The sequence below is a fragment of the Agrobacterium sp. A3-95 genome (assembly GCF_053521785.1).
Map to the genome: position 1 here is coordinate 450,395 of NZ_JBNWDR010000003.1, position 23,080 is coordinate 473,474.

Annotated in this window: 20 protein-coding genes and 1 other RNA gene; 14 read left to right on the top strand and 7 right to left on the bottom strand. The window is 59.2% G+C overall.

Annotation, left to right across the window (positions count from 1 at the left end; all coding sequences use genetic code 11):
* Nucleotide 1: 1 nt before the first annotated feature.
* Nucleotides 2-907: a methylenetetrahydrofolate reductase [NAD(P)H] gene (metF, locus tag ACQZ5Y_RS11560; protein ID WP_162803564.1), complete on the top strand. Its 906-nt coding sequence runs from the start codon at nucleotides 2-4 to the stop codon at nucleotides 905-907.
* A gap of 465 nt (nucleotides 908-1,372) precedes the next feature.
* On the opposite strand, the gene ACQZ5Y_RS11565 is transcribed toward metF, so the two are convergent.
* The 7 genes from ACQZ5Y_RS11565 to ACQZ5Y_RS11595 all read right to left on the bottom strand — a co-directional run bounded on the left by ACQZ5Y_RS11565 (nucleotide 1,373) and on the right by ACQZ5Y_RS11595 (nucleotide 9,107).
* Nucleotides 1,373-2,599: a lytic murein transglycosylase gene (locus ACQZ5Y_RS11565; RefSeq protein ID WP_003513276.1), complete on the bottom strand. Its 1,227-nt coding sequence runs from the start codon at nucleotides 2,597-2,599 to the stop codon at nucleotides 1,373-1,375.
* 122 nt (nucleotides 2,600-2,721) lie between these two features.
* The gene (locus tag ACQZ5Y_RS11570) at nucleotides 2,722-3,501 is read right to left on the bottom strand and encodes a glycoside hydrolase family 25 protein (protein WP_013636525.1); all 780 of its coding nucleotides are present in this window, start codon (nucleotides 3,499-3,501) and stop codon (nucleotides 2,722-2,724) included.
* A gap of 245 nt (nucleotides 3,502-3,746) precedes the next feature.
* Nucleotides 3,747-4,463 (bottom strand): class I SAM-dependent methyltransferase, encoded by a 717-nt coding sequence (locus ACQZ5Y_RS11575; RefSeq protein WP_174049767.1) that lies wholly within the window; start codon nucleotides 4,461-4,463, stop codon nucleotides 3,747-3,749.
* The gene (locus tag ACQZ5Y_RS11580; RefSeq protein WP_174049765.1) at nucleotides 4,460-5,710 is read right to left on the bottom strand and encodes a BtaA family protein; all 1,251 of its coding nucleotides are present in this window, start codon (nucleotides 5,708-5,710) and stop codon (nucleotides 4,460-4,462) included. Before ACQZ5Y_RS11580 ends, ACQZ5Y_RS11575 begins: the two co-directional genes overlap by 4 nt.
* A 293-nt stretch (nucleotides 5,711-6,003) precedes the next feature.
* Nucleotides 6,004-7,083: a transglycosylase SLT domain-containing protein gene (locus tag ACQZ5Y_RS11585; protein ID WP_113157320.1), complete on the bottom strand. Its 1,080-nt coding sequence runs from the start codon at nucleotides 7,081-7,083 to the stop codon at nucleotides 6,004-6,006.
* A 125-nt stretch (nucleotides 7,084-7,208) separates the two neighbouring features.
* Entirely contained in the window at nucleotides 7,209-7,844 is a 636-nt protein-coding gene (locus ACQZ5Y_RS11590) for a LysE family translocator (RefSeq protein WP_111783565.1), read from the bottom strand.
* 51 nt (nucleotides 7,845-7,895) lie between these two features.
* A complete protein-coding gene (locus ACQZ5Y_RS11595; protein WP_003513264.1) occupies nucleotides 7,896-9,107 on the bottom strand; it encodes a pyrophosphate--fructose-6-phosphate 1-phosphotransferase in 1,212 nt (403 codons plus the stop codon).
* 318 nt (nucleotides 9,108-9,425) lie between these two features.
* Between ACQZ5Y_RS11595 and ACQZ5Y_RS11600 the strand changes: the two genes are divergently transcribed.
* From ACQZ5Y_RS11600 to mraY, 13 genes are all read left to right on the top strand, one after another.
* A complete protein-coding gene (locus ACQZ5Y_RS11600; RefSeq protein WP_013636520.1) occupies nucleotides 9,426-10,166 on the top strand; it encodes a J domain-containing protein in 741 nt (246 codons plus the stop codon).
* On the top strand, nucleotides 10,163-10,942 hold the full coding sequence (locus ACQZ5Y_RS11605) for an N-acetylmuramoyl-L-alanine amidase (protein WP_111783564.1): 780 nt from the start codon (nucleotides 10,163-10,165) through the stop codon (nucleotides 10,940-10,942). Before ACQZ5Y_RS11600 ends, ACQZ5Y_RS11605 begins: the two co-directional genes overlap by 4 nt.
* Before the next feature lie 247 nt (nucleotides 10,943-11,189).
* Nucleotides 11,190-11,729 carry a lytic transglycosylase domain-containing protein gene (locus ACQZ5Y_RS11610; RefSeq protein WP_003513258.1) on the top strand — a complete coding sequence of 180 codons (540 nt, stop codon included), beginning with the start codon at nucleotides 11,190-11,192 and terminating at the stop codon, nucleotides 11,727-11,729.
* 186 nt (nucleotides 11,730-11,915) lie between these two features.
* Complete coding sequence (locus ACQZ5Y_RS11615; RefSeq protein WP_174049763.1) at nucleotides 11,916-13,103, top strand: NAD(P)/FAD-dependent oxidoreductase; 1,188 nt, start codon at nucleotides 11,916-11,918, stop codon at nucleotides 13,101-13,103.
* Between the two features lie 66 nt (nucleotides 13,104-13,169).
* The gene (locus tag ACQZ5Y_RS11620) at nucleotides 13,170-14,360 is read left to right on the top strand and encodes an FAD-dependent oxidoreductase (protein ID WP_111783562.1); all 1,191 of its coding nucleotides are present in this window, start codon (nucleotides 13,170-13,172) and stop codon (nucleotides 14,358-14,360) included.
* Between the two features lie 56 nt (nucleotides 14,361-14,416).
* An RNA gene (rnpB, locus tag ACQZ5Y_RS11625) (RNase P RNA component class A) lies at nucleotides 14,417-14,822 on the top strand.
* Nucleotides 14,823-15,221: 399 nt separating this feature from the next.
* Complete coding sequence (gene mraZ, locus ACQZ5Y_RS11630; protein WP_003513235.1) at nucleotides 15,222-15,662, top strand: division/cell wall cluster transcriptional repressor MraZ; 441 nt, start codon at nucleotides 15,222-15,224, stop codon at nucleotides 15,660-15,662.
* Between the two features lie 14 nt (nucleotides 15,663-15,676).
* Nucleotides 15,677-16,702, top strand: a complete 1,026-nt coding sequence (rsmH, locus tag ACQZ5Y_RS11635; protein WP_013636514.1) for a 16S rRNA (cytosine(1402)-N(4))-methyltransferase RsmH — start codon at nucleotides 15,677-15,679, stop codon at nucleotides 16,700-16,702.
* Nucleotide 16,703: 1 nt separating this feature from the next.
* Nucleotides 16,704-17,264, top strand: coding sequence for a cell division protein FtsL (gene ftsL / locus ACQZ5Y_RS11640; RefSeq protein ID WP_019565277.1), 561 nt, complete (start codon nucleotides 16,704-16,706; stop codon nucleotides 17,262-17,264).
* Nucleotides 17,264-19,006 (top strand): peptidoglycan D,D-transpeptidase FtsI family protein, encoded by a 1,743-nt coding sequence (locus ACQZ5Y_RS11645; RefSeq protein ID WP_003513230.1) that lies wholly within the window; start codon nucleotides 17,264-17,266, stop codon nucleotides 19,004-19,006. The genes ftsL and ACQZ5Y_RS11645 overlap by 1 nt, the downstream gene beginning before the upstream one ends.
* Nucleotides 19,007-19,065: 59 nt before the next feature.
* Entirely contained in the window at nucleotides 19,066-20,526 is a 1,461-nt protein-coding gene (locus tag ACQZ5Y_RS11650; protein ID WP_174049761.1) for a UDP-N-acetylmuramoyl-L-alanyl-D-glutamate--2,6-diaminopimelate ligase, read from the top strand.
* Nucleotides 20,523-21,956, top strand: coding sequence for a UDP-N-acetylmuramoylalanyl-D-glutamyl-2,6-diaminopimelate--D-alanyl-D-alanine ligase (locus ACQZ5Y_RS11655; RefSeq protein WP_174049759.1), 1,434 nt, complete (start codon nucleotides 20,523-20,525; stop codon nucleotides 21,954-21,956). The genes ACQZ5Y_RS11650 and ACQZ5Y_RS11655 overlap by 4 nt, the downstream gene beginning before the upstream one ends.
* Before the next feature lie 23 nt (nucleotides 21,957-21,979).
* Nucleotides 21,980-23,080, top strand: coding sequence for a phospho-N-acetylmuramoyl-pentapeptide-transferase (gene mraY / locus ACQZ5Y_RS11660; protein WP_003513226.1), 1,101 nt, complete (start codon nucleotides 21,980-21,982; stop codon nucleotides 23,078-23,080).

A 23,080-nucleotide genomic window follows, 5' to 3' on the forward strand; every position in this document is an offset into this window, starting at 1 on the left:
TATGTTGAGGTCGGAAACCGCGCGCCACAATGGCGAAATCCGGGGCGATATCCGGTTATCTTTCGAGTTTTTCCCGCCCAAGAACCCCGAGATGGAGAACCAGCTCTGGGAAACGGTTGCCGAGCTGAAGAAATGGGATCCGGATTTCGTCTCCGTCACCTATGGCGCGGGCGGTTCCACCAAGGCGCCGACGCTGGATGCGGTGCGCCGGATGATCGGTGACAGTCATCTGCCGACCGCCGCGCACCTGACCTGCGTTGATGCCAGCCGTGACGACGTGCATCAGGTCGTTGAAGAGTTTCGCAATGCTGGCGTTCGCCATTTCGTGGCGCTGCGCGGCGATCCGTCGACCGGTATCGGCACGGATTACAGGCCGCATCCGCAAGGTTACGAGAATGCTGCCGCCCTGGTGAAGGGGCTACGCGATATCGGCGATTTCGAGGTTTCCGTTTCTGCCTATCCCGAAAAGCACCCGGAGAGCGCCAGCGATGCGGTCGATATCGATATGCTGAAGCGCAAGGCGGACAATGGCGCAACGCGGGCGTTGACGCAGTTCTTCTTCGATAATGACGTGTTCGAGCGCTACATGGAGCGGGTTACGGCTGCGGGCATCACCATTCCGGTGGTTCCGGGTATCATGCCGATCCAGAACCTGACCCAGCTCAAGCGTTTCGCCGGCCGCTGCGGTACCAGTGTGCCCAGTTTTCTTGATGAGCGTTTTGCAGGTTATGATGACGATCTCGAGGGACGCGCCCGCGTTGCGGCGGAAGTTGCTGCCGAGCAGATCGCCGATCTTCAACGGCGCGGTGTCAACGAGTTCCATCTCTACACCATGAACCGTGCGCCGCTGGTCGATGCGGTGCTTGAGAACCTCGGTCTTGAGCGTTTGCGCCGCAGCGCCGCCTGATTTCAGATATCCCATTTACGACAGGAAAAAAGCGCAGGCCCGACAGGACCTGCGCTTTTCAAACTCGTGTCATCTACGGTTCTTTTCTGCGTTTGGTCTTCACGTCTCGTCAGATGAAAAGCATCATCGCTACGAACAAAAACGCCAAACCGACTGCCAAGGCATTGAGAGATTTTGTAAGTCCCATGGGTGCCTCCTGTTGTTGACAGGTTCGATAATATGACCGTTTTGTGGCACTTGAAAAGCGGTTTCTGTGATGCGGTGCAGCATGCTTTGTCGCCGCTAAAAAAAGTAACTTCTGTAATTCATTGAAAATAAAAGATTATTTTCTCATCACGCAGTGCTTCATATCTTTAAAAAAAGTAAATGACCGGGGTGTTATCCCCAGTCATCCGGTCGAGATTAACAGTTTAAGCCTTGATTCCGGCCGATAGATTAAAGGCCCGAAGGTGCGATTAACACAGGTTAAAGCGCCTGGAGAAGTGCCTGGGTCGGCCATCCATCCGCAGGGATTCCGAGACGCTGCTGTTCCTTCTGGATGGCGACGCGGGTGCCGGAACCGAGAATTCCATCCACCTTGCCAACATCGTGGCCGCGCGCTTCAAGCTTGGTCTGCAACTCTTTCATCGTCGCGTCATCGAAGCCCGGATCGGGATTGCCCTTGTTATAGACAGGGGCGCCCATCAGACGGTTGGCGAAATAGGCAGCCGAGGTCGTGTAGATGAACGACTGGTTCCATTCCAGATAGATGTTGAAGTTGGGATAGGTGAGGAAGGTCGGTCCCTTGCGGCCCTGCGGCATGATGAGGGCTGCGGGCAGGGAGGCGAAATTTTTGTTACCGTCGCGCGGGGTCACGCCGAGGGTAAACCAGTCACCGGCGGTGAGCGAACCGCCGAGGCCGGATTTCTCCCAGGGCAGGTTTTCCGGTACGGAAACTTCCTGCATCCAGGGTTCGCCCTTCTTGAAACCGAGGTGCTGGATGAATTTCGCCGCCGTGAGGATTGCATCCGGTGCGCTGCTCTTGACGTTGACATGGCCATCGCCATCACCATCGATGCCGAAGGCGATGATGTCCTTGGGCAGCATCTGTACCTGGCCGATTTCACCGGCCCATGCACCCGTGTTGGACGTGGGGTCGAGATCGCCGTGCTGGACCATTTCGATGAGCGCCAGCAATTGCGGACGGAAGAGTTCCGGGCGGCGGCAATCGTGCGAGAGGGTCACCAGCGCGTTACGGGTGTTGAAATCGCCCTGGACGGCACCGAAATCGGTCTCCATGGCCCAGAAAGCGGCAATGACGCCAGCCGGTATGCCGAATTCGTTCTCGGCACGGGCAAAGGTCGATGACAGCTCCTGCAGCTTCTTGCGGCCGATATCGAGACGGGCCTGGCTGACGGTGCGCTGGGAAAATTCGAGGAAGGTCTGGCGGAAGACGCCCTGTGCGCGGTCACGTGAAAGCACTTTGGGGTCTATCTGCGCGCCGGCCAGCGCCTTTTCGATGGCAGCCGCCGGAACACCCTTGGCAGCGGCCTCAGCCTTCACGCCCTCGAGAAATGCGCCGAGATCACCGCCGCAGGCAACCTGCTTTGGATCGTCAGGCGAGGCCACAGGCGGTGTGGCAAGGGCGGAGCCGGTGGAGAGAAGCGACAGAGCGGCGGCAAAAATGATGCTGCGCGACCGAAAAGTGGGCATGGGAATTTCCTCGATAGGTTGTTAGCCCGCTTTACCCACATGTTTGCGACAAAAAAACGGGTCCAGCGATCTGCCGGTGCAGAAGAACGCCGATTTTTCGAATGTGTTGCTTCTTGGCCGTATTATTTGGCCGAAGCGATCCATTTCCGCCAGTTTTTCTCACTTCCGGCGAAGACATTGATGTCGGTTGGGCCGTTGACGCCGGGCACGACGCCGGTGGCCGTATATTGCCAGAAGGCCCACTGCCGGTCTTCGTAAATCTTGGCGGGATGCGCGGCGACGGAGCGCACCCAGAAATGGTAATTCTTGAACTGGCCAACGAGGTTGTCGCGGTGGAAGTCGACCGAGGTGTAGATGATCGGGCGCTTGCCGTAATGGGCCTCGAGGCGGTCGAGGAAACGCTGCATCTCGGCGCGGACGATGCCAGGGGCCGGGCGCGTCTTGCAGGTGGGGGAGGAGGGGTTCCATTCCACATCGAGAACCGGTGGCAGGGTGACGGCTTCCTTTGGCACGTTGCTGATGAACCAGTCGGCCTGAGCGTCCGCCGTCGAGCAGAAATAATAGAAATGGTATGGCGCGTGCAGGATATCTGCCGCCGCCGCACTGCGCCAATGGTCGCCGAATTTCGGATCGATGCGGTCTGAGCCTTCGGTGGCCTTGATGAAGACGAAGGAAACGCCGGATTTGCGAACGGTCCGCCAGTCGACGTCGCCATTCCATTTGGACACGTCGATGCCATGCACCTCGTGGCGATGCGGGTTGTTCGTGCCAAAATCCTGCGGGTCGGTATCGGAGAATTTCGGCTTGGAAACAGACGCGGTTTCAAGCAGGTCATAGCTCGTGGACGTACAGCCGCCGATCAACAACATAGCCGACAAAAGTGCCGATAGACGCAGCCGCATTGGAACCCTGATGAATTATTGTTGCCCATCCGCAGCCGCAAAATGGCGCACCGCGTCTCCCGATTTACCCATAACATGGTAAACAAGCCGTTATGGCAAGGGGCAGTGGCCTTTTTTCGGCTGGCAAGTCGCTGGATTCCAAGAGATTTGCGGTCTTTCAGTCCCAGTGGCGTATACTTGTAGGACCGTAGGCTGGCAGCGTCTTGCCCGCATTTGCAGAGGCGAGGCGCCTTAACCCTTGAAGATCAGGCGTCTGCCAGAATACGGCTGACTTTTGGCTGCACTTCGGCGACCGGAAGCGTGATGATGGCCCGCCAGGCGTAACCCCGGGCAATCTCCTCGAATTCGAGATTACCGTCAAAACGGCCTGCCATGTTGGCCAAAACGTAACGGAGATTGGCGCGGGGCGTGACGTGGAAGCGGGTGAGCCATGCCTGCAAAAGTGCGCGGAACCACTTGGGCAATTGTTCCTGCTGGCCGAAATCGACGATGTGCAGCGAGCCGCCGGGCTTGAGAGCTGTCAGTGCCTGTTCAATCGCCTTTTCCCAGTCCGGTATCATCGAAAGCGCATAGGGGATCATGACTCGGTTGAAACCGTCCGGCTGACCGAATTCTGCGGCGCGGAAAGCGGTGGCGTCGGCCACGCGCAGAACGGGGCGTTCCGTCTTTCCGGTAAAATTCTCGGATGCGGTCAGCAGCATTTCGGCGGAGATATCGAGACCGAACAGTCTTGCTTCCGGAAACTTGCGGCTGGCCAGCAGCAGGTTGCGGCCGGTACCGCAGCCGACTTCAAGCAGCGTGCCACCCTTGGGCACGTCGAGGCCGGAAATGGTCCTGTCGCGGCCCAGAAGGTAATATTTGCGGGTAATATCGTAGATATGCCGCTGGTGGCGATACATGCGGTCCATCAGGCTCGCATGCGCCTCATCCGCAAGGCCGACATTCTCGCCGATGGTTTTCATGCCAGAGCCCTCTGATAGATATGGAAGCCGCCATAGATGGCCGAACGGTCCATGGCGTTGAGCTCATTGGAGCGTTTCTCGAGATAGATCCACTGGTTGCGGATATCGGCCGAGAGACGGCCTTCGATCACGCTCTTTTCGGCAGCGGTGCGGAAGATGACGCGGGCGCCGGGAGCGGCGGTGCGGCTGATCTGCGACCACAATTCGTTGAGCTGCACGTCCGTCATCCAGTCCTGCGCATCGAGCAGAATGTAGCGATCGACGCCGTTTGCCGGCTTTTTGGAAAGCAGCTCGGTATAGGTGGCGTGGTGCACGGCAACGCGGGCGGTGTTGTCGCGGATCGTCTCGTAATATTCCCGCTTGAGATAAGCGGGCAGGGCACCCTCATGCGGCTCGGGATAACGGCGCGCGAAGGCCTGCCAGGCGAAATAATTGTCGCTGAGCGGAAAGTTGCAGGCAAGCTTTTCAAGCCGCTCCTTGAGGACGGAGGCGACGGTGCCGTCGCTGGAAAGGCTTGCCAGCTCGTCATATTGGCGGGGTGGAATGCCAAGGCCGAACAGCGAACTTTTTCGCTTCGTCAGCCAGCGCACCACCGGCTTGTCGAACAGCGGTGCGACCTTGCTGTCGAAGAACCGACGCTGTTCGTCCAGCGTGCGGCTATTGGCCATTTCGGTCAGCTTGACGCCGTGCAGGCGCGCCATAAGGTGGCCGGCGCCGATGAAACGGCCGAGCAGACCGGTGCGGTATATGTTCCTGTCGAATACCGAGATGCGGCGACGGCCGGATAGGGTGCGTTTCGACCAGTAGGCCTTGGTCGTGTCGTCGAGATGGTCGGCGATGAATCGGTCGTAGCCGTGACTATTGCTGCGCGTATTGGCGCGGCCGAACTGGCGAACCACATCCTGATGGGCCGGGAGATGGCGGAAGGCGGCAAGCTTCAGTTTGTTGAGGGCGATGTGATGCGGGTTGAGATCCACCACATCGATGCTGGCAGGGTTGCGGGAGAGGTAGGCCAGCATGTTGCAGCCGCCCGAGCCGATGGTGACGATGCGGTGGCCTTCAGCAAGCTCCATCGCTTCCATATCGATTTCCGGGTCTTCCCAGATTTGCGGATAAACCAGACCGGAAAAGAGAACCCCGAAGAACCGTTCGGAAAAACCGCTTTTCGAGAGCGCCTTGTGCTGGAGCAATGCGGACTTCAGTTTCGTATTCTTGCTGAAGCCGGTCTTGGGTGCCGCACTCGTCATATGTTCACCTCTCAATAGATTGAGAGGCGTCTACAGTCACGACGCTACAGTTTGATGACAGGGGTTGTGGGCCGACGTAACGAATCGAAAAGGCGGTGTGAAACCACTCGGGTCTCAAGCTTTGATTTGGATGCGACGTCATCCTCGGGCTTGTACCGAGGATCCAGCCACATATCGTAAAATCAAAAGCTTGCAGATCCCAGGGACAAGCCCGAGGATGACAAAAGTGACGTGCTCGACGTTTTTAAGAAAAGCCGCTTTGCCGCATTGCATTCCCGGTGCTGCTCAAAGGCTTACTTGCGCAGAACGTGCAGCATGCCCTTGCGCTTGGCATCGTAATAATAACCGCGTGCATAAAGCCTGACAGCATTGTCCCGGTTGTTGTCGGCAACAAGCCAGGCGCCGCTCAGATATTTGACGGCATATTTGAGGTTGGTTTCGGCATCGAACAGGCCAGAGGCGGGGCCATCAAAGCCCATGGAGCGGGCCGTGGCGTGCTTGATCTGCATCAGGCCGAAGTGGCCGCCATTATAGGCGCCGGGATTGTATCTGCTTTCACGCTGCACCACGCGATGCACCAAATCTTCAGGCACATTATACATGACAGCGTATTTCGAAATAAGCCCGCTCAGCTTTTCACGTCCGGCTGGCGCGGATTTGTACGGCGCCGTCATCGTTTCGTTCTGCCGGATAGCGGCAAGGGCGGCGTTGGTCGGACCGGCCGCATAGGCCAGAACCGTGCTGTCCGGCTTGGGCAGGGGAATGACTTTCCGTTCCGCGGTCAGTTCGGTACCGATCGACGGCGTTCCGGGCGGCGGCGGTGCGGGCGGGAAGCTGCCCTTGACGGCAACCACCTGCGGCAGGTCGGCGGCAGAGTTGTGGGCCGCCGGTTTCGCGGCGGCACTTGCGGTTTCGATCGCTGCGGCTGCCGGCGTTGCGGCGTGCGGTGCAAGAGCCGCAGCCGTCGTCGGCGCGGCTGTCGTTACCGTTGCCTGCGCGACCTCTGTCTGTTGTTGCTGCGGCTGCATCTGGGTTGGGCTCGCCACTGCCGCTGCAATTTCGGCTGCCGGCGGCAGCGCCACGCGGCCACCCTTGACGGCGGCGACGGTTGGAAGCGATTCGGGCTGGGAAGAGGCTGTCACGTCAGTGGCATGTGCTGCCGGTGCGGCGGTATCAGCCGGGGTACCAGCCGTTTCCGACTGTGCGGAGGCTTGTGCCGGTGCGGTCTGGTTGACTGCGGCTATTTTCGGGCCGTTCGGCCCTTCCTTTGCGGCATATTCTACGCTGGTGCATCCGGCCAAAGCCAGTGCAAGGCCCACCGTGGAAGACAGAAGAAGTGCGCTTCTTCCGCGGAATTTTGCCGAATTTCGCATGTTGCCGCCTTCGTTATGCCTGTCTGTCGATACCCCCGCGTCGAGCGAAGCAGGCAGTGTCCCATCGAGCCTTCATTAACCTATTGTAAGGATAGCGGCAAGCCGGGACGTGGCGTCGCGGTTTTTCAGGCGGCGATGCGGCGGTATCCGGCGCTGACGGCACGGCCAGAAATGAAGTGAGTGCGGTATTTCGGCCGGATTTTTTTGTTGCCGGACATGCGGCGCACCAGTGCCAGCGTGGAGCCGGCGAAGAGTGCCTGCGCTGCCAGAATGCCAAGTGCCAGCAACAGGATTGCGGCCTGCGCTACGGCCAGCGTTTCGACCGCATTGCCGGAGGTGGAAACGAATTGCGGCAACAGTGCCAGGAAGAACATGAAATAGCGCGGACGCAACGCTGCAATGGCGTAGCAATCACGGAAAATGCCGCTGGATGATTTGCCGGGCAGATTGTCATTGTCTGCATTGGCTGCCTGGGCGGCGGGGGTGGCAAAGTTCCATAACAGGAAAAGAATCAGCCAGCCGATACCAGTCCACTGAACGATTTCCACAAAGGCATGCGGCAGATAGGCAAGGCCAGCCGCTGGAATCGCAGATATCGTCATGGCTGTGACGATGCCAAGCGCGCCGCCAGTGACAGAGGCAAACACCGTTTTTCTGCCGCGGATAGCGGCATAGGAGGCGACAGAGAATACAAGGGGAGAGGGAAGTGCGAACACAACGGCACATGCTGCACAAAAAACCAGCCACGCCTGTCCAGACATTCTCTTCCTCCTTGCCCTCCCTGTCGCCGCTTTCTCCAGCCTATCGTAAAATTAGGCCGCTGTGAACGGTTGACCGACGTGTTCCATCACTTCGGTAAACCATTTTGCAGACAGGTCGAAATGCTTTCCGCCCTTGATACGCGGAAACTCGATGGTCCGCAATTTACCCTTTTGGTCTTCGTCGTGGCCGGTGACGCCCGAGACCTTGTTCAGCGCGCTTTCGACGGCAAGATCGACCATGCCCTGGATGAGGCGCAGATCATCGCCATTGGCGGGAGCGGAGCGGGCGAAGTAACCGGATTTCTGGACCATGGAGCGTTCGGCGCCGATGAGGCCGGCGAATTGCTTCTGGAACCAGCCGCCGACATTGATGGTGTCGATCTTCACATGGCCGAAGGCATCGCGCTTGACGGCCTCACCGGCGGCTTCGCGTTCGGCAACGATGGAATCGAGCCCCGCACCTTCGGAAACGAACAACGTGACGTAGCCGTGTTTGTCCATGATCGCCTTCAGCCGTTCGGCTTCCGCTTCGATGTCGAACGCCATTTCCGGCAGGTAGATGCCGTCTATGTTCTTCATCTGCGTGTTCATCATCAGTCCTTCGACATATTCATTGCCGTTGGTCTTCTGGATGTAGGCGCGGGCGGTCGCAGCCGTCAGCCAGCCGCAATGGCGGCCCATGACTTCGTGGATGACAAAGGTCTTCGGCGCAGCACTCTGCTCGTTGCTGACATTGTCGAAGAAGGAAGCGCCCACTTCGGCCGCGGTCCATGCGCCGAGCGACTGCCTGATCGGAACCACGTCGTTATCCACGGTCTTCGGCAGCCCGACGACGGTCAGATCGTACCCATTGGCGCCGAGATAGGCGGCAAGGTCGGCGGCCGTCGTGTTGGTGTCGTCGCCGCCGATGGTGTGGAGAATGGTGATGCCGTCGGCAGCCAGCCGTTCGGCGGCAACGCGCAGCGGATTTTCACCCTCTTTCACCAGCCCGCGCTTGGCGCAATCGGCAGCGTTGGTGAGCTTTACGCGGCTGTTGCCGATCGGCGATCCGCCATAACGGTGCAGCAGATGCGCCTTTTCGCGCATGTCCTTGTTGATCTCGATCCGGTCGCCCAGAAGCACGCCCTGATAGCCGGAACGATAGGCCACAATGTCAATATCAGGCGCGACGTCGCTATAACGCTCGATCAGGCCGCCAACGGCTGAAGAGAGACAGGGAGCAAGGCCACCCGCGGTCAGCATTGCGACTTTCTGTTTGGCCATTGTGGCTCTCCTTTGCTTGGATAGAAAGATATGTCTGGCAAATGGATGCGACAGCCACGTGTAGGTGTAAAGTGAATTTATCACGAAAAATGCCGATTTCTCGCGGTTTTTCAGCAGCTTGGGCAACGAAGCCGAATATAATCGTTTCAATCGCCTCCAACCTTGCACCAGGCTTCGCCGTCTGTGGAAAACCGTTGCTCTCCCGTTTGCCGCCCCCTTGCTCCTGAAGAAAAACTGTCGCAAAAATGAATAAAAGTTAATGCCGCAGCGGCGCCGCGCATATTGCATTCACGGCGATATGCCGTCATGCTTGGCGTCATGATGTTCGATTTCGCCTGTTTGCATATTTCATCCCTGTGGGAACGGCTGCTCGGCGCGATCGGTGACGCGGCAGGCAGCACGCTCGGTCGCGTGGTGGAGGCGATCCGCACCCTTTTCGAGGGAGATCCGGAGACCCGCCGCAAGGTTTCTTTTTCCGTGGCCATTATCGCGCTGTCGGCAAAGATGGCAAAGGCCGATGGTGTCGTGAACGATGCCGAAGTGCGCGCCTTCCGGCAGATTTTCGATTTTCCTGAAGAAGAGGCCAGAAACGTTGCCCGCCTTTATAATCTCGCACGCCAGGACGTTGCGGGATACGAGGCCTATGCCGAGCGTCTTGCCGGTCTTTGCGGCTCCGGCCATGACAATTGCGAGATGCTGGAAAGCGTCATCGATGGCCTGTTCCACATCGCCAAGGCAGACGGCTTGATCCACGAGCGGGAACTGGCGTTCCTCGGCCGTATCGCGGAAATCTTCCATATTACCGAAGATCATTTCGAAACGATCATGGCACGGCACGTCCATATGGATGGGCGCGATCCCTATCGTGTGCTTGGCGTTTCGCCCTCGGACGACTTTCTGGATATCCGCAAGCGTTACCGTTCACTGGTTGCCGAGCACCACCCGGACAAGCTCATCGCGCGCGGTGTGCCGATGGAATTGCACGCTGCCGCGAATGAGCGTATGGCGGCTCTCAATGCCGCCTATGAGGCCATCGAGAAAGAACGCCGCGTCGCATGAGTGAATTTCTGCCGGATTTCAACCCGGATTTCGGGGGCGCAACCATTGTGCCTTCTCCCAACCATGGCGAAAGACAGGGCGTGGCAGGCCCGGATATCATTCTCCTGCACTATACCGGCATGACGACAGCCGATGGCGCCCTTTCGTGGCTCTGCAATCCCGAAAGCCAGGTATCCAGCCACTATTTCGTTTTTGAAGACGGGCGTGTCATGCAGCTTGTTGCGGAAACTCGCCGCGCCTGGCATGCGGGCAAAAGCAGCTGGGCGGGGGAGGCGGACATCAATTCCCGCTCCATCGGGATTGAAATCGCCAATCAGGGCCATCCGGGCGGCCTGCCGGAATTTCCGGAAAAACAGGTGGCTGCCGTCATCGAATTGTGTCGCGATTGCGGCCAGCGGTGGTCTATCGCCCCTGAAAGGGTGCTTGCGCATTCCGATGTGGCGCCGATCCGCAAGGTTGATCCGGGTGAAAAATTCCCATGGGACATCCTGTCGCGGCACGGTGTCGGTCATTGGGTGGAGCCTGCGCCGATCCGCGGCGGACGTTTTTTTCAGCGCGGCGATCACGGCCAGCCGGTGGAAGCGCTCCAGTCCATGCTATCCATTTACGGATATGGCGTTGAAATAACAGGCGCATATTGCGAAAAAACAGAAGGTGCCGTGGCCGCCTTTCAGCGGCATTTCCGCCCGGCGCTGGTGGATGGTATCGCGGATTTTTCCACGATCGACACGCTGCATCGGCTGATTGCCAGCCTTCCGAAATTTTCGGCCGTTTGAACGCCGTTTCTGGAAAAGCCTTCCCCGTTTCCCGGTCGCGCAAGTCGATTTTTTTGTTGTGCCACAGTTAATCCGCATTGAGGAAGTCTAAGAGCCGCAGTGGACGCGGTGCTGTTCTTCAGGGGAGCTTGCCGTCAATATCAATCAAGGAGACTGGACGGTAGAAGGTCGTAATCGACTTTCCGCGCGCTGGACGTTTTTATCGTTTCATTGTTCCGGTTATCCGATCTGGAGACTATTTCAACAGATGAACAGAGTTTTTGTTGCTGTCGCAGCGGGCGTTGCTATGCTCGTTTCGCAGGCGGGGATTGCTTTTGCCAAAGACGAGGACGTCAAGACCAAAACCGTGACGCTGGGGACCTTCTTCCGTACGCCCGGTTATCCCGTTCCCGAAAAGAGCCTGCCTTCGTCGCTCAAGAACGACTATTCCGATCTGATCGTCAAATATGCCAAGCGTTACGGCGTCCCCACCAATCTGGCCCATGCCGTCGTTTCTGTAGAAAGCAAGTTCAACCCTAGGGCTCGCGGCAGCGCAGGCGAGGTCGGGCTGATGCAGATCAAGCCGGCAACGGCGCGCATGATGGGCTTTCGCGGCACGACCAAAGCCCTCTTCGACCCCGAGACCAATATTCGCTGGGGCATGCAATATCTGGCAACCGCACACCAGCTTGGCGGCGGTGAGGTTTGCAGCACGATCCTGCGTTACAATGCCGGCCACGGCGCCACCCGCATGAACCCGGTGTCCAAGCGTTATTGCGGCAAGGTCCAGGCGCTTCTGGCCAGCTGAGGTCTTTTGCTCAAGCGTGTCGTGATGTTTCAGATTGGCCATAAGCTTTAGGTCCTTGTTTTAACGCATCTCGTTATTGCAAAACCGCTGCACGCTCTTGCGCGGCATGTTTCGGACGTCACGAAAATCGATTCCGGTTTATGCGTTCATGCTGTAGTCAGGAGCAAACCTGATGCGGAGCATGACATGCCGGATTTCAAATATATCGTGGTCGGTGCCGGAATGATGGGTGCGGCGGCAGCGAGACACCTTTCGGCGCAAACGGATGGCGTGGCGCTGATCGGGCCGGATGAACCCGCCGATCGCAAGACCCATAACGGTGTGTTTTCAAGTCACTATGACGAGGCGCGCATCACCCGTGGTTTCGATGGCGATCCCGTATGGGCGGAGCTGGCGCAACGCTCCATCCGGCGCTATGCCGAGATCGAAGCAAAAAGCGGCATCCGTTTCTTCACCGAAGCGGGCTGCCTGTTTACGGGAAACGGTAAGGGGCTTGCCGGAGACTACGTTTCGCGAGCCTTGGTCTCGACCGACCGTCTCGGTCTAGGCGTGGAAACGATTGGCAGCGATGCGCTGGCTGGCCGGTTCCCGATGTTTTCCCTGCCGTCGGATCACGACGGTTACTTCGAGGCGCACAATGCCGGCCACGTCAATCCGCGTGCGCTTGTGAGGGCGCAATGCAAGATTGCTGCTGCGCAGGGCGCGCGACTGATCCGCGAGACGGCGGCGCATGTTCGCGATACCTCCCAAGGTGTGGAAGTTTCCACCAGGGAAGGGGCCGTACACACGGCCGAAAAGGTCATAGTGGCGGCTGGCGGTTTCACCAACATGGCTGATCTTCTGCCTTCCCCGGTCGATATGGCGGCAACGGGCCGCACCATCGTGTTTTTCGAACTGGACGAAGCAAGGCAAGCCCTCTTCGGCTCCATGCCCTCGACCATCGTGCTGGCGGAGACCGAGGACGATATCGTCTATATTCTGCCCCCTGTGCGTTACCCCGACGGCAAGGTCTATCTGAAGATCGGCGGTGAGAGCGAAAAGGGCAGGCTGGAAACGCTGGCCGAAGCAGTCGGCTGGTTTCATTCCGACGGCACGCCGGGCGAAGTGGAATTCCTGACGAAACGGGCGCTATCGCTCATGCCGGAACTTGCGGGCTGCCCCGTGACCTCTGGTTCCTGCGTCGCATCCATTACTCGTAGCGGTTATCCATATATAGGCTATACGCAATCTTCCAATATCGCGGTTCTGACCGGTGGCAATTTCGTTTCCGCCAAGTCTTCCGACGAAATCGGGCGGCTAAGCGCGGTGCTGCTTCTGCATGGCCAGCTGACCGAGAGTGATTTTGCCGCCGAAATGTCGCCGGTTTTTATCTGACATTCAGCAGCGAAGTGGCTACAAAATCGCAGCTGTACTAGAGCGGGTTGAGGCGAAGAGGGCGGCATGTCGGGACATTTCAAATATATCGTTGTCGGTCGTGGCATGATGGGTGCTGCCGCCGCCCGCCATCTGGCGGAAACCACCGAAGGTGTGGCCCTGATCGGCCCCGGTGAACCTGCCGACATCAAGTCACATCCGGGTGTTTTCGCCAGCCATTATGATGAGGCGCGCATTACCCGCACCATTGATGGCGATGCGGACTGGGCGCTACTCGCCAACCGCTCGATCGCGCGCTACACCGACATCGCGGCAAGGAGCGGCGTGGAATTTTACGCTCCCGTCGGCTGTCTGATGGTTGGGCCTGAACGCGGTGGCGACAATCCCTTTGTCGACAACGTCTGTGAGGCAGCGGCGCGTCTGCGGGTTTCCACGGAAATGCTTGACGACGCAGGTCTGAAAAGCGCCTTTCCCTATTTCTCCTTCGAGCCGGGCTGCGAGGGCGTGTTCGAAAAGGACAATGCCGGTTACGTCAATCCGCGCGCGCTGGTGAAGGCGCAGAGCGTTCTGGCAGACAAAGCCGGCGTTACGCTCATCGACGATATAGTCGTCTCGACGCGGGAAGAGGCTGGCCGTGCACGCGTCGAGACGGCCTCGGGCGCGGTTTATACGGCAGACCGGGTGCTGGTCGCTGCGGGTGGCTTCTCGATCACGAAGGATTTGTTGCCGCAGCCCGTCGCTCTCAATGTCTATGCGCGCACCGTCGCCTTCTTCGAGGTAGACGAGGCGGAGCTGGGACAATATGCGGGCATGCCGTCGCTGATTTACGAGCCGCGCGACACGACGAAACATATCTATCTCCTGCCGCCCGTCCGTTATCCCGATGGCAGGTTCTATCTGAAAATCGGCGGCGATCCCGATGATAAGAAGCTCGATAGCGATCCCGAAATACGCGCATGGTTCCGTTCCGGCGGGCGCGAAAGCGTTCGCGACCATCTCTCCGCCATCGTCGGGACCTTGGTGCCATCCATCGACCGGTCGCGCATTTCCATGGCCGCCTGCGTGGTGTCCAAAACGCCGGGCGGTTATCCGGCCATCGGCTTTACGACGTCACCGCGCATTGCGGTTCTGACTGGCGGCAACGGTACGGCGGCCAAGAGTTCCGACGAGATCGGGCGGTTAGGCGCCCTGTTGCTGCGGGATGGAAAAATTGGCAACGACGCCTATGCAACGGATTTCAAGCCTGCATTTCTTTGATCTTCCGTTACGCTTTTCGGTGGCTTTCGCCAAAGAACATGGGTATTGACGCCATGCCAGTTGGCTGGGCAGCCGCGCTTTACCAATGTCGAAAGACGGTAAGGTGAGGAAAGTCCGGGCTCCACGGAAATACGGTGCCGGATAACGTCCGGCGGGGGCGACCCCAGGGAAAGTGCCACAGAGAGCAAACCGCCATGCCTGGCATGGTAAGGGTGAAAGGGTGGGGTAAGAGCCCACCGCGCCGCTGGTGACAGTGGTGGCAAGGTAAACCCCACCGGGAGCAAGACCGAATAGGGATGACACGGGGCGCGGGCGAAAGCCTTCGTCTACAGCCGGTTTCCGGGCCCGTCATCCGGGTGGGTTGCGAGAGGCGGCATGCAAATGCCGTCCCAGATGAATGGCTGCCACGTTCCGGGTCAAACCGGGGCCATACAGAACCCGGCTTACAGGCCAACTGGCGAATTTCTTTTCCATTCCGCAGGCGAGCGCCGCGGCAGGAAATATCCATTTCATTGTTTTAAAATAGAAAAACGGTGGTTTTACCGTGCCTTCGTGTGCCGTGAAAAAGCATCATGGGGTGCGAAGTAAACCATTCGTTAAACTTAACGGCTTATGAATTTCCGATGCGGAGTCGGTATCGTGCCGGCTTCTCCCATTGACGCCCATAGTGTCCCATGGTATCCCAAATGCACACCACACTGGGTCGTGTTTTTGACCCGCAATCGCTGAAACGAGTGAGGAGCCTGCAACGGGCTGCTGCAGGGCATGTCGCCCTGACGCTTGGCGATGTGTCGTGCGTACCGGTGTTGTCTGTGGGGCGGATGATTCGCTTTGCGGAATGCGGTTTTGGCGAGTTGAGTAATGGACCGCTTTTTATCGAACGTAACGAACAGGATCGACGCCAAGGGGCGCGTTTCGGTTCCGTCTCCGTTTCGTTCGGTGCTGGCACAGCGTGGGATTCAGGAGCTTTATTGTCTTCAGGATTTCGCGTTTCCGGCAATCAGTGTCGGCGGTCCGGATTTGCTGGAGCGCTACGAGCGGCAGATCGCGTCCATGGATGCCTTCTCGCCGGAGGCAAACGCAATGTCGCTGCTGGTACACGGCGGCGGCGTTTTCATGAAGCTCGATCAGGAAGGTCGGTTGATGGTGACGGATTTCGTCCGGGAATTTACCGGCATATCCACGGATGTCACCTTCGTTGGACGAGCGGATCATTTTCAGCTTTGGCAACCGCAGGCGTTTTTGGCGGCGCAGGCGGCAGCAAGAGCGGGGCGCGGTTTTTCGGCTGCACGCCCCGCATAGGACGGGGACACGGAATGGCGGCGAATTCTGGCGGGCGATCTTCTGATGCCGGTGAGGGACCTCAGCGTCACATCCCGGTCCTGCTTCGCGAAGTGATCGCTGCGCTCGAACCCGCATCTGGCAAGGTCATCCTCGACGGCACTTTCGGCGCCGGTGGCTACACCCAGGCAATTCTCGATCAAGGTGCCAATGTCATCGCGCTTGACCGCGATCCGAACGCGATCGCCGGCGGCCAGGCCATGGTTGCTGCAAATGGCGGCAGGCTTACCCTCATTCAATCGCAATTTTCCGATCTGGCAAGGCACGCGCCGGAAGGCGGTCTTGACGGCGTGGTTCTCGATATCGGCGTTTCCTCCATGCAGATAGACGAGGCCGAGCGCGGTTTTTCCTTCCAGAAGAACGGTCCTCTCGACATGCGCATGTCCAGCTCCGGCGTTTCGGCGGCGGATGTCGTCAATCGCGCCAAGGTCGGCGATCTCATCCGCATCTTCGGTTTTCTCGGCGAGGAAAAGCAGCCGGGCCGCATCGCCCGCGCCATCGAGAAGAGAAGGGCGGAAGAGCCATTCCGCACCACGCGTGATCTGGCGGGCCTCATTGAAATCGTTACGCCGCGCAAGGCTAAAGACAAGATCCATCCCGCAACACGGGTGTTTCAGGCGCTGCGCGTTTTCGTCAATGACGAACTCGGCGAATTGGCGCAGGCCCTGTTTGCTGCCGAGCGGGCCTTGAAGCCCGGCGGCCGGCTGGTTGTCGTCACGTTCCATTCGCTCGAAGACCGCATCGTCAAGAAATTCTTCTCCGAACGTTCCGGAAAGGCGGCGGGTTCCCGCCATCTGCCGATGGTGGAGGACAAGCCCGCCATTTTCGAAAATATCGGCAAGCCGATGGTCGCTGCAAGCGACGAGGAGGCGGAGATCAATCCGCGGGCCCGTTCGGCCAAGCTGCGCGCCGGCCTGCGCACGGCGGCACCTGCCCGGGCGGCAGATTTTTCGATTTTCGAACTTCCCGATCTCGCCAGCCTTGAAAAGATGGGAGGCTGATATGCTGCGCACATTCGATGTCGTGTTGATGGGGGTCATGGTCGCTGCGGCGGTGGTGACCTATTCGATCAAGCACAAGACCGATCTCAAGCTGGAACAGGTCCGCAAGCTCGAGACCGAAATCAAGCTCGAAAAAGACACGATTGATCTTTTGCGGGCAGACTGGGCACTGCTGACGCAGCCGAACCGCCTTCATCGTCTCGTGAATGCCTATCAGGACGAGCTTGGCCTTTCGCCGACGCTGCCGACACAATTGGCGCAGCCGCGCGAATTGCCGATGCTGCGCTCGCAATTGCCGCAGCCGCCCGAGCCGGAAGGCATGAGCGTTGCGGATGTCATCGCCGCTGCCGTCAACGGCTCCAAGCCGGGCGCTACGCTTGGCGGAACTGCCAAGAAGAAATCACCGCCCGCCGGCCAGATTGCCGCCAATGGCGCTCCTGTTCCAACACCGCGGGCGCGTGTTTCCCGTCCCACGGCGGCTCCGGCTCCTGCCGTCGCCGCTGTCGCAGGCGATGAAGATGGCGAAATGGATGAAACCATAACTGGATCGGTGGACCGCTGATGTCTTTTCTCTCCCGCGTCATGGTTCTGAAGAGCAAGGCTCACTTTTCCGCCAGCACCACCGGCATTCATACTGACCATGCAGCTTTCGAGGGCGCTCGCAAGAAGAGGGCGGCCCAGGCGAAAAGCCGCGTCGGTCTCATCATTTTCGGCTTCATCGCCTTTTACGGCGTCGTGGGCGGCCGTCTGGTGCAATATGGCCTTGCCGAGCAGGAGACGGTTTCGAGCATTGCCCCTGCCGACCGGCTGATGGCGTCGCGTCCCGATCTTCTTGATCGTAACGGCGAGGTTCTGGCGACTGATATCCGCACTGTCTCGCTGTTTGCAGAGCCGCATCGCATCGTCGATATCGACGAAGCCATCGAGAAGCTGCGCACTGTATTGCCAGATCTCGACCAGCGCGGCACCTATCAGAAGCTTTCCTCCAATTCGCGCTTTCAGTGGCTGCGCCGTCAGTTGACGCCGAAGCAGCAGAGCCAGATCCTGGCGCTCGGCATTCCCGGTGTCGGTTTCCGCCCGGAAAAGCGCCGCTTCTACCCTGGCGGGCCAACAGCTGCCCATGTTGTCGGTCACGTCAATATCGACAATCGCGGTGTTGCCGGAATGGAACGTTACGTCGACAGCCAGGGACTGGCCGATCTGACGGCGCTCGGCATGACCAGCGATCAGCCGCTGGAGCCGGTGAAGCTATCCATCGATCTACGCGTCCAGTCCATCGTGCGTGAAGTCGTGACCTCGGCCATTACCAAGTTCCAGGCGATCGGCGCGGGGGCTGTGGTTCTGGATGTGCATACCGGCGAAGTGCTCGCTATGGCCTCCGTGCCGGATTATGATCCGAACAACCCGGCAGAAGGTGCCAAGGAAGGATGGCTCAACCGCATGTCGAACGGCACGTTCGAAATGGGCTCCACCTTTAAATCCTTTACCATTGCCATGGGTCTCGATTCGGGTCGCGTCCGCCTTGGCGATATGTTCGACGCGCGTTATCCGATCCGCATCGGTGGCTTCACTATCAAGGACTTCCACGGCAAGGGCCGCATGCTCTCGGTGCCGGAAATTTTCCAGTATTCGTCGAACATCGGTACGGCAAAAATCGCCGACACCGTGGGGACCGAAGGACACAAGGAATTCCTGACGCGGCTTGGCCTTCTGACGCGCATGCAGACCGAACTGCCTGAAGTGGCGCTGCCTTCGCAGCCCCGCGAATGGAAGAAGATCAACTCGATCACCATTTCATTCGGCCACGGCGTTTCAACAACGCCGTTGCAGACAGCAGTTGCCGGTGCCGCGCTCGTCAATGGTGGGAAGTTGATCGAGCCGACATTCCTGCCGCGCACGCGCGAACAGGCGGATCAGGTCGCAAAACAGGTGCTGAAGCCCGGCGCCAGCAAGGATATGCGCTTCCTGTTCGAATGGAACGGTGTCAACGGTTCTGGCCGTAATGCGCGCGTCGACGGTTTCAATGTCGGCGGCAAGACCGGTACGGCTGACAAGGTCGTCAATGGCCGTTATGTGCATGACAAGAACTTCAATGCCTTCCTTTCGGCATTCCCGATGGACGACCCGCAATATGTGGTGCTCTCTTTCATCGACGAACCGAAGACGGACAAGGGCAATGGCGCGGCACTTGCAGGCACCTCGGCTGCGCCGATGGTGCACGATATCATCAGCCGCACGGCGGCAGTGCTGGGCGTGAAGCCGAAGTTCGGCAAGGATGGCTCGGCCTTGCTCGTGTCTTATTGATTGTTAGAGCTTATGGTGTTCCGGCGAATCGCGCCGGGGGGACAAGACGGACACAGTCGATGAATTTGCGAGATATATCCGGGACGGCGTTTCCGGAATTGAATGAATTGCTCCTGTCTGAGATAGGGGCAATCGAAATCGGGGGAATTACCGCAGACAGCCGCAAGGCTGCGCCCGGCAGCCTGTTCGTGGCGGTTGCGGGAACCAAGGCGGATGGCGCGGCCTATGTGAAGGACGCGGTCGCCAAGGGTGCGGTTGCCGTCGTTTCCGGGCATGCGGTGGATGCCGATGTGCCGGTCCTTGCTGTCACTGACCCGCGCCTCTACCTTTCGCTCGCCGCTTCCCGTTTTTATGGAAAACAGCCGGAAACCATGGTCGCCGTTACCGGCACCGCGGGAAAGACCTCCGTTGCCTCCTTCGTGCGGCAAATCTGGGCTTTCGCTGGCCATGCCGCCGCCCAGATCGGCACGACGGGTGTCATCGCTCCCGGCCGCGAAGATTATGGCGCGCTTACCACACCGGATCCGGTGACGCTGCATGCGCTTCTCGCCGAGCTTGCTGCCGAAGGCGTGACCCATGCAGCCATGGAAGCTTCGAGCCACGGCCTCGACCAGCGTCGCCTTGACGGCGTGAAGCTCGCTGCGGCCGGTTTCACCAATCTCGGCCGTGATCACATGGATTATCACCCGACCATCGAGGACTACATGGCCGCGAAGATGCGGCTGTTTGACACGCTGATGGAAAGAGGCGCGTCGGCCGTCATTTTTGCCGACGATCCTTGGTCGGATAAGGCCATTCGCGCCGCCGCGGATGCAGGCCTCAATGTGCGCACCGTTGGCCGGAAGGGCGATTATCTGACGCTGAAGCGTGTAGAGCATTTCCGTCACAAGCAGCTGATCGAAGTGCACCATGACGGCGTGATCCACGAAGTCGACATTCCGCTGGCCGGCGATTTTCAGGTAGCCAATGCTCTCGTCGCCGCCGGTCTTGCCATGTCCACCGGCGTTTCCGCCGCAACGGCCATGAAGGCGCTTGAAAAGCTGATCGGTGCTGCCGGTCGCCTGGAACTTGTGGGCCAGACGAAGAACGGCGCGCTTGCCTATGTGGATTATGCCCACAAGCCGGATGCGCTTGAAAATGTTCTGACCTCGGTCAGGCCCTTCACCTCCGGCCGCATCATCACCGTCTTCGGCTGCGGCGGCGACCGTGACAAGGGCAAGCGCCCGATCATGGGCGAAGTGGCGACACGACTTTCCGACATCGTCATCGTTACCGACGACAATCCGCGCTCGGAAGACGCTGCAACGATCCGTTCCGAAGTCATGGCGGCTGCGCCGGGTGCGTTGGAAATTGGCGATAGGGCAGAGGCGATCCGTCACGCGGTGTCGCTGCTTTCGAACGGCGATACGCTGATCGTCGCGGGCAAGGGGCATGAAGAGGGGCAGATCGTCGGTTCCGTGACGCTGCCGTTTTCCGATCATGAACAGGTGCGTACCGCGCTGGAAGGATTGAAGATTTGAATTGGTTATGGACAGTCGCCGACATGATCGCCATCACGGCAGGGCGTCCCGTCGGGAACCTGCCGACCGGTATCACCGGCATTTCCATCGACAGCCGGACTGTGAAGGCTGGTGAAGCATTTTTCGCCATCAAGGGCGATAGGGTCGACGGCCATGACTATACGAGTTTTGCTGTCGCCAATGGTGCGGGCCTGCTGGTCGTCGCCGAAGGCAAGCTGCCGGCCCTCGGCCGCCTGACCGTGCCCATGATCGTCGTGGAGGATGTCCTCGCGGCGCTTGGCAAGCTCGCCATTGCGGCGCGTGAAAGGACCACGGCGCGGATCATCGCGGTGACCGGTTCTGTCGGCAAGACGACGACGAAGGAAATGTTGCGGCAGGCTCTGGCGCCTTCGGGCCGGGTTCATGCGGCGGTGGCGTCCTTCAACAATCACTGGGGTGTGCCGCTGACGTTGGCGCGCATGCCCGCCGATACCGAATTCGGCGTTTTCGAAATCGGTATGAACCACTCCGGCGAAATCCGTCCGCTGGTCAAGATGGTACGTCCGCATGTCGCGATCATTACCACCATCGCGCCAGCTCATTTGGGCAATTTCAAGAACATAGAAGAGATCGCGAGCGCCAAGGCGGAGATATTCGAAGGGTTGGAGGAGGGCGGCTTCGTCATCCTCAACCGTGACAACTCCCAGTTCGAGCAACTTGAAGAAGCGGCGCAGGACCAGGGTATCGAGCATATCCTGACCTTCGGGCAGCATGCCAAGGCCGATTTCCGGCTGGCCGATTTCGAAAGCACGTCCACGGGCTCGACCATCTGGGCGATCCTGAACGGCGAAACGAGCGAATTGCACCTGAACATTCCCGGCAGGCATATTGCCGACAACGCCATGGCGGTGCTTGGCGCTGTTGCCGTCACCGGCGCCAATCTCGACCGCGCCTTCGAGGTGCTCGGAACGCTCGAGGCAGTCAAGGGGCGCGGACAGCGCCATCGCCTGACGATTGAAAGCGGCTCCTTCCTGCTGATCGATGAGAGCTACAACGCCAACCCCGCCTCCATGCGGGCGGCGATTGCCGTGCTTGCGGAAACAGAAACGCAGGGTTATGGCCGTCGCGTTGCCGTTCTCGGCGACATGCTGGAGATGGGCGAATTCTCAGCCCAGCTACACGAGGAACTGGCGGGACCGCTGCTGGCCGGTGGTATCGAACATGTCTGGCTGGCTGGGGAGGCGATGGCCGCCCTTCGCGATGCGCTTCCGGACAGTGTAACTGTCATCTGGTTCCCGACGACAGCTGAACTTGCCGATTTTGCCCTGCAATGGGTGCAACCGGGCGATGCGCTGATGGTAAAATCGTCACTTGGGCTGGGTTTCGGCAAGATTGTCGCGGCACTGCTTGACAAGTATCCGGCATTCCCCGAGACGGAACGCCAAGTCTGAAATAGCCTTTTGAAAGGGCAATTATGCTGATCTGGCTCGTCGAACTGTCGGATAAAATTCAAGTCTTCAACCTCTTCCGGTACATCACCTTCCGGGCGGGTGCGGCGATGTTCACCTCTGCGTTGATCGTCTTCCTTTTCGGACCGGCGATCATCAATTCGCTGCGCGTGCGCCAGGGCAAGGGCCAGCCAATCCGCGCCGACGGGCCGCAGACGCATTTCAAGAAGGCTGGCACGCCGACCATGGGCGGGCTGATGATCCTTGCCGGTATTCTCGGCGGTTCGCTCCTCTGGGGTGACCTGTCGAACGTCTACGTCGTCGCCGTTCTGATGGTGACGCTCGGCTTCGGGGCTATCGGCTTTTATGACGACTATCTCAAGGTGACGAAGCAGAGCGACAAGGGCTTTTCCGGCAAAGCCCGTCTCGGCATCGAATTCCTGATTGCGGCGATTGCCGTGTTCTTCATGATGAAGGTGGCGCTTGCTTCCGCACCGCATGGCGGCACGCTCGGAAGCTCCATCGCCTTTCCGTTCTTCAAGGAACTCGTGATCAATCTCGGCTATTTCTTCGTGCTGTTCGGTGCTTTCGTGATTGTCGGCGCCGGCAATGCGGTTAACCTGACCGACGGTCTCGATGGTCTCGCCATCGTGCCTGTCATGATTGCAGCCGCCACCTTCGGCGTGATTGCTTATCTCGCCGGTAACGCGGTTTTCGCCAATTACCTGCAGATCAACTTCGTGCCCGGAACGGGTGAGCTCGCTGTCATCGTCGGCGCGGTGGTCGGGGCTGGTCTCGGCTTCCTGTGGTTCAACGCGCCGCCCGCCGCCATCTTCATGGGTGATACGGGTTCGCTGGCGCTCGGCGGCCTCATCGGCTCCATCGCTGTCGCCACCAAGCACGAGATCGTCATGGTCATCGTCGGCGGCCTGTTCGTGATGGAAACGCTCTCGGTCATCATCCAGGTTTTCTGGTTTAAGCGCACCGGCAGGCGCGTTTTCCTGATGGCGCCCATCCACCATCATTTCGAGAAAAAAGGCTGGACGGAAAGCCAGGTGGTCATCCGTTTCTGGATCATTTCCGTCGGTCTGGCGCTGCTCGGCCTCGCTACGCTGAAGCTGAGGTGA

Bases quoted from the DNA above. Each gene is read 5' to 3' on its own strand.
- mraZ (WP_003513235.1), top strand. From the start codon at position 15,222: ATGGACCGCTTTTTATCGAACGTAACGAACAGGATCGACGCCAAGGGG.
- ACQZ5Y_RS11590 (WP_111783565.1), bottom strand. From the start codon at position 7,844: ATGTCTGGACAGGCGTGGCTGGTTTTTTGTGCAGCATGTGCCGTTGTG.
- ACQZ5Y_RS11595 (WP_003513264.1), bottom strand. From the start codon at position 9,107: ATGGCCAAACAGAAAGTCGCAATGCTGACCGCGGGTGGCCTTGCTCCC.
- rsmH (WP_013636514.1), top strand. From the start codon at position 15,677: ATGGCGGCGAATTCTGGCGGGCGATCTTCTGATGCCGGTGAGGGACCT.
- ACQZ5Y_RS11585 (WP_113157320.1), bottom strand. From the start codon at position 7,083: ATGCGAAATTCGGCAAAATTCCGCGGAAGAAGCGCACTTCTTCTGTCT.
- ACQZ5Y_RS11580 (WP_174049765.1), bottom strand. From the start codon at position 5,710: ATGACGAGTGCGGCACCCAAGACCGGCTTCAGCAAGAATACGAAACTG.
- ACQZ5Y_RS11610 (WP_003513258.1), top strand. From the start codon at position 11,190: ATGAACAGAGTTTTTGTTGCTGTCGCAGCGGGCGTTGCTATGCTCGTT.
- ACQZ5Y_RS11645 (WP_003513230.1), top strand. From the start codon at position 17,264: ATGTCTTTTCTCTCCCGCGTCATGGTTCTGAAGAGCAAGGCTCACTTT.
- ACQZ5Y_RS11600 (WP_013636520.1), top strand. From the start codon at position 9,426: ATGATGTTCGATTTCGCCTGTTTGCATATTTCATCCCTGTGGGAACGG.
- ACQZ5Y_RS11575 (WP_174049767.1), bottom strand. From the start codon at position 4,463: ATGAAAACCATCGGCGAGAATGTCGGCCTTGCGGATGAGGCGCATGCG.
- ACQZ5Y_RS11650 (WP_174049761.1), top strand. From the start codon at position 19,066: ATGAATTTGCGAGATATATCCGGGACGGCGTTTCCGGAATTGAATGAA.
- ACQZ5Y_RS11565 (WP_003513276.1), bottom strand. From the start codon at position 2,599: ATGCCCACTTTTCGGTCGCGCAGCATCATTTTTGCCGCCGCTCTGTCG.
- ACQZ5Y_RS11615 (WP_174049763.1), top strand. From the start codon at position 11,916: ATGCCGGATTTCAAATATATCGTGGTCGGTGCCGGAATGATGGGTGCG.
- metF (WP_162803564.1), top strand. From the start codon at position 2: ATGTTGAGGTCGGAAACCGCGCGCCACAATGGCGAAATCCGGGGCGAT.
- ftsL (WP_019565277.1), top strand. From the start codon at position 16,704: ATGCTGCGCACATTCGATGTCGTGTTGATGGGGGTCATGGTCGCTGCG.
- ACQZ5Y_RS11570 (WP_013636525.1), bottom strand. From the start codon at position 3,501: ATGCGGCTGCGTCTATCGGCACTTTTGTCGGCTATGTTGTTGATCGGC.
- mraY (WP_003513226.1), top strand. From the start codon at position 21,980: ATGCTGATCTGGCTCGTCGAACTGTCGGATAAAATTCAAGTCTTCAAC.
- ACQZ5Y_RS11620 (WP_111783562.1), top strand. From the start codon at position 13,170: ATGTCGGGACATTTCAAATATATCGTTGTCGGTCGTGGCATGATGGGT.
- ACQZ5Y_RS11605 (WP_111783564.1), top strand. From the start codon at position 10,163: ATGAGTGAATTTCTGCCGGATTTCAACCCGGATTTCGGGGGCGCAACC.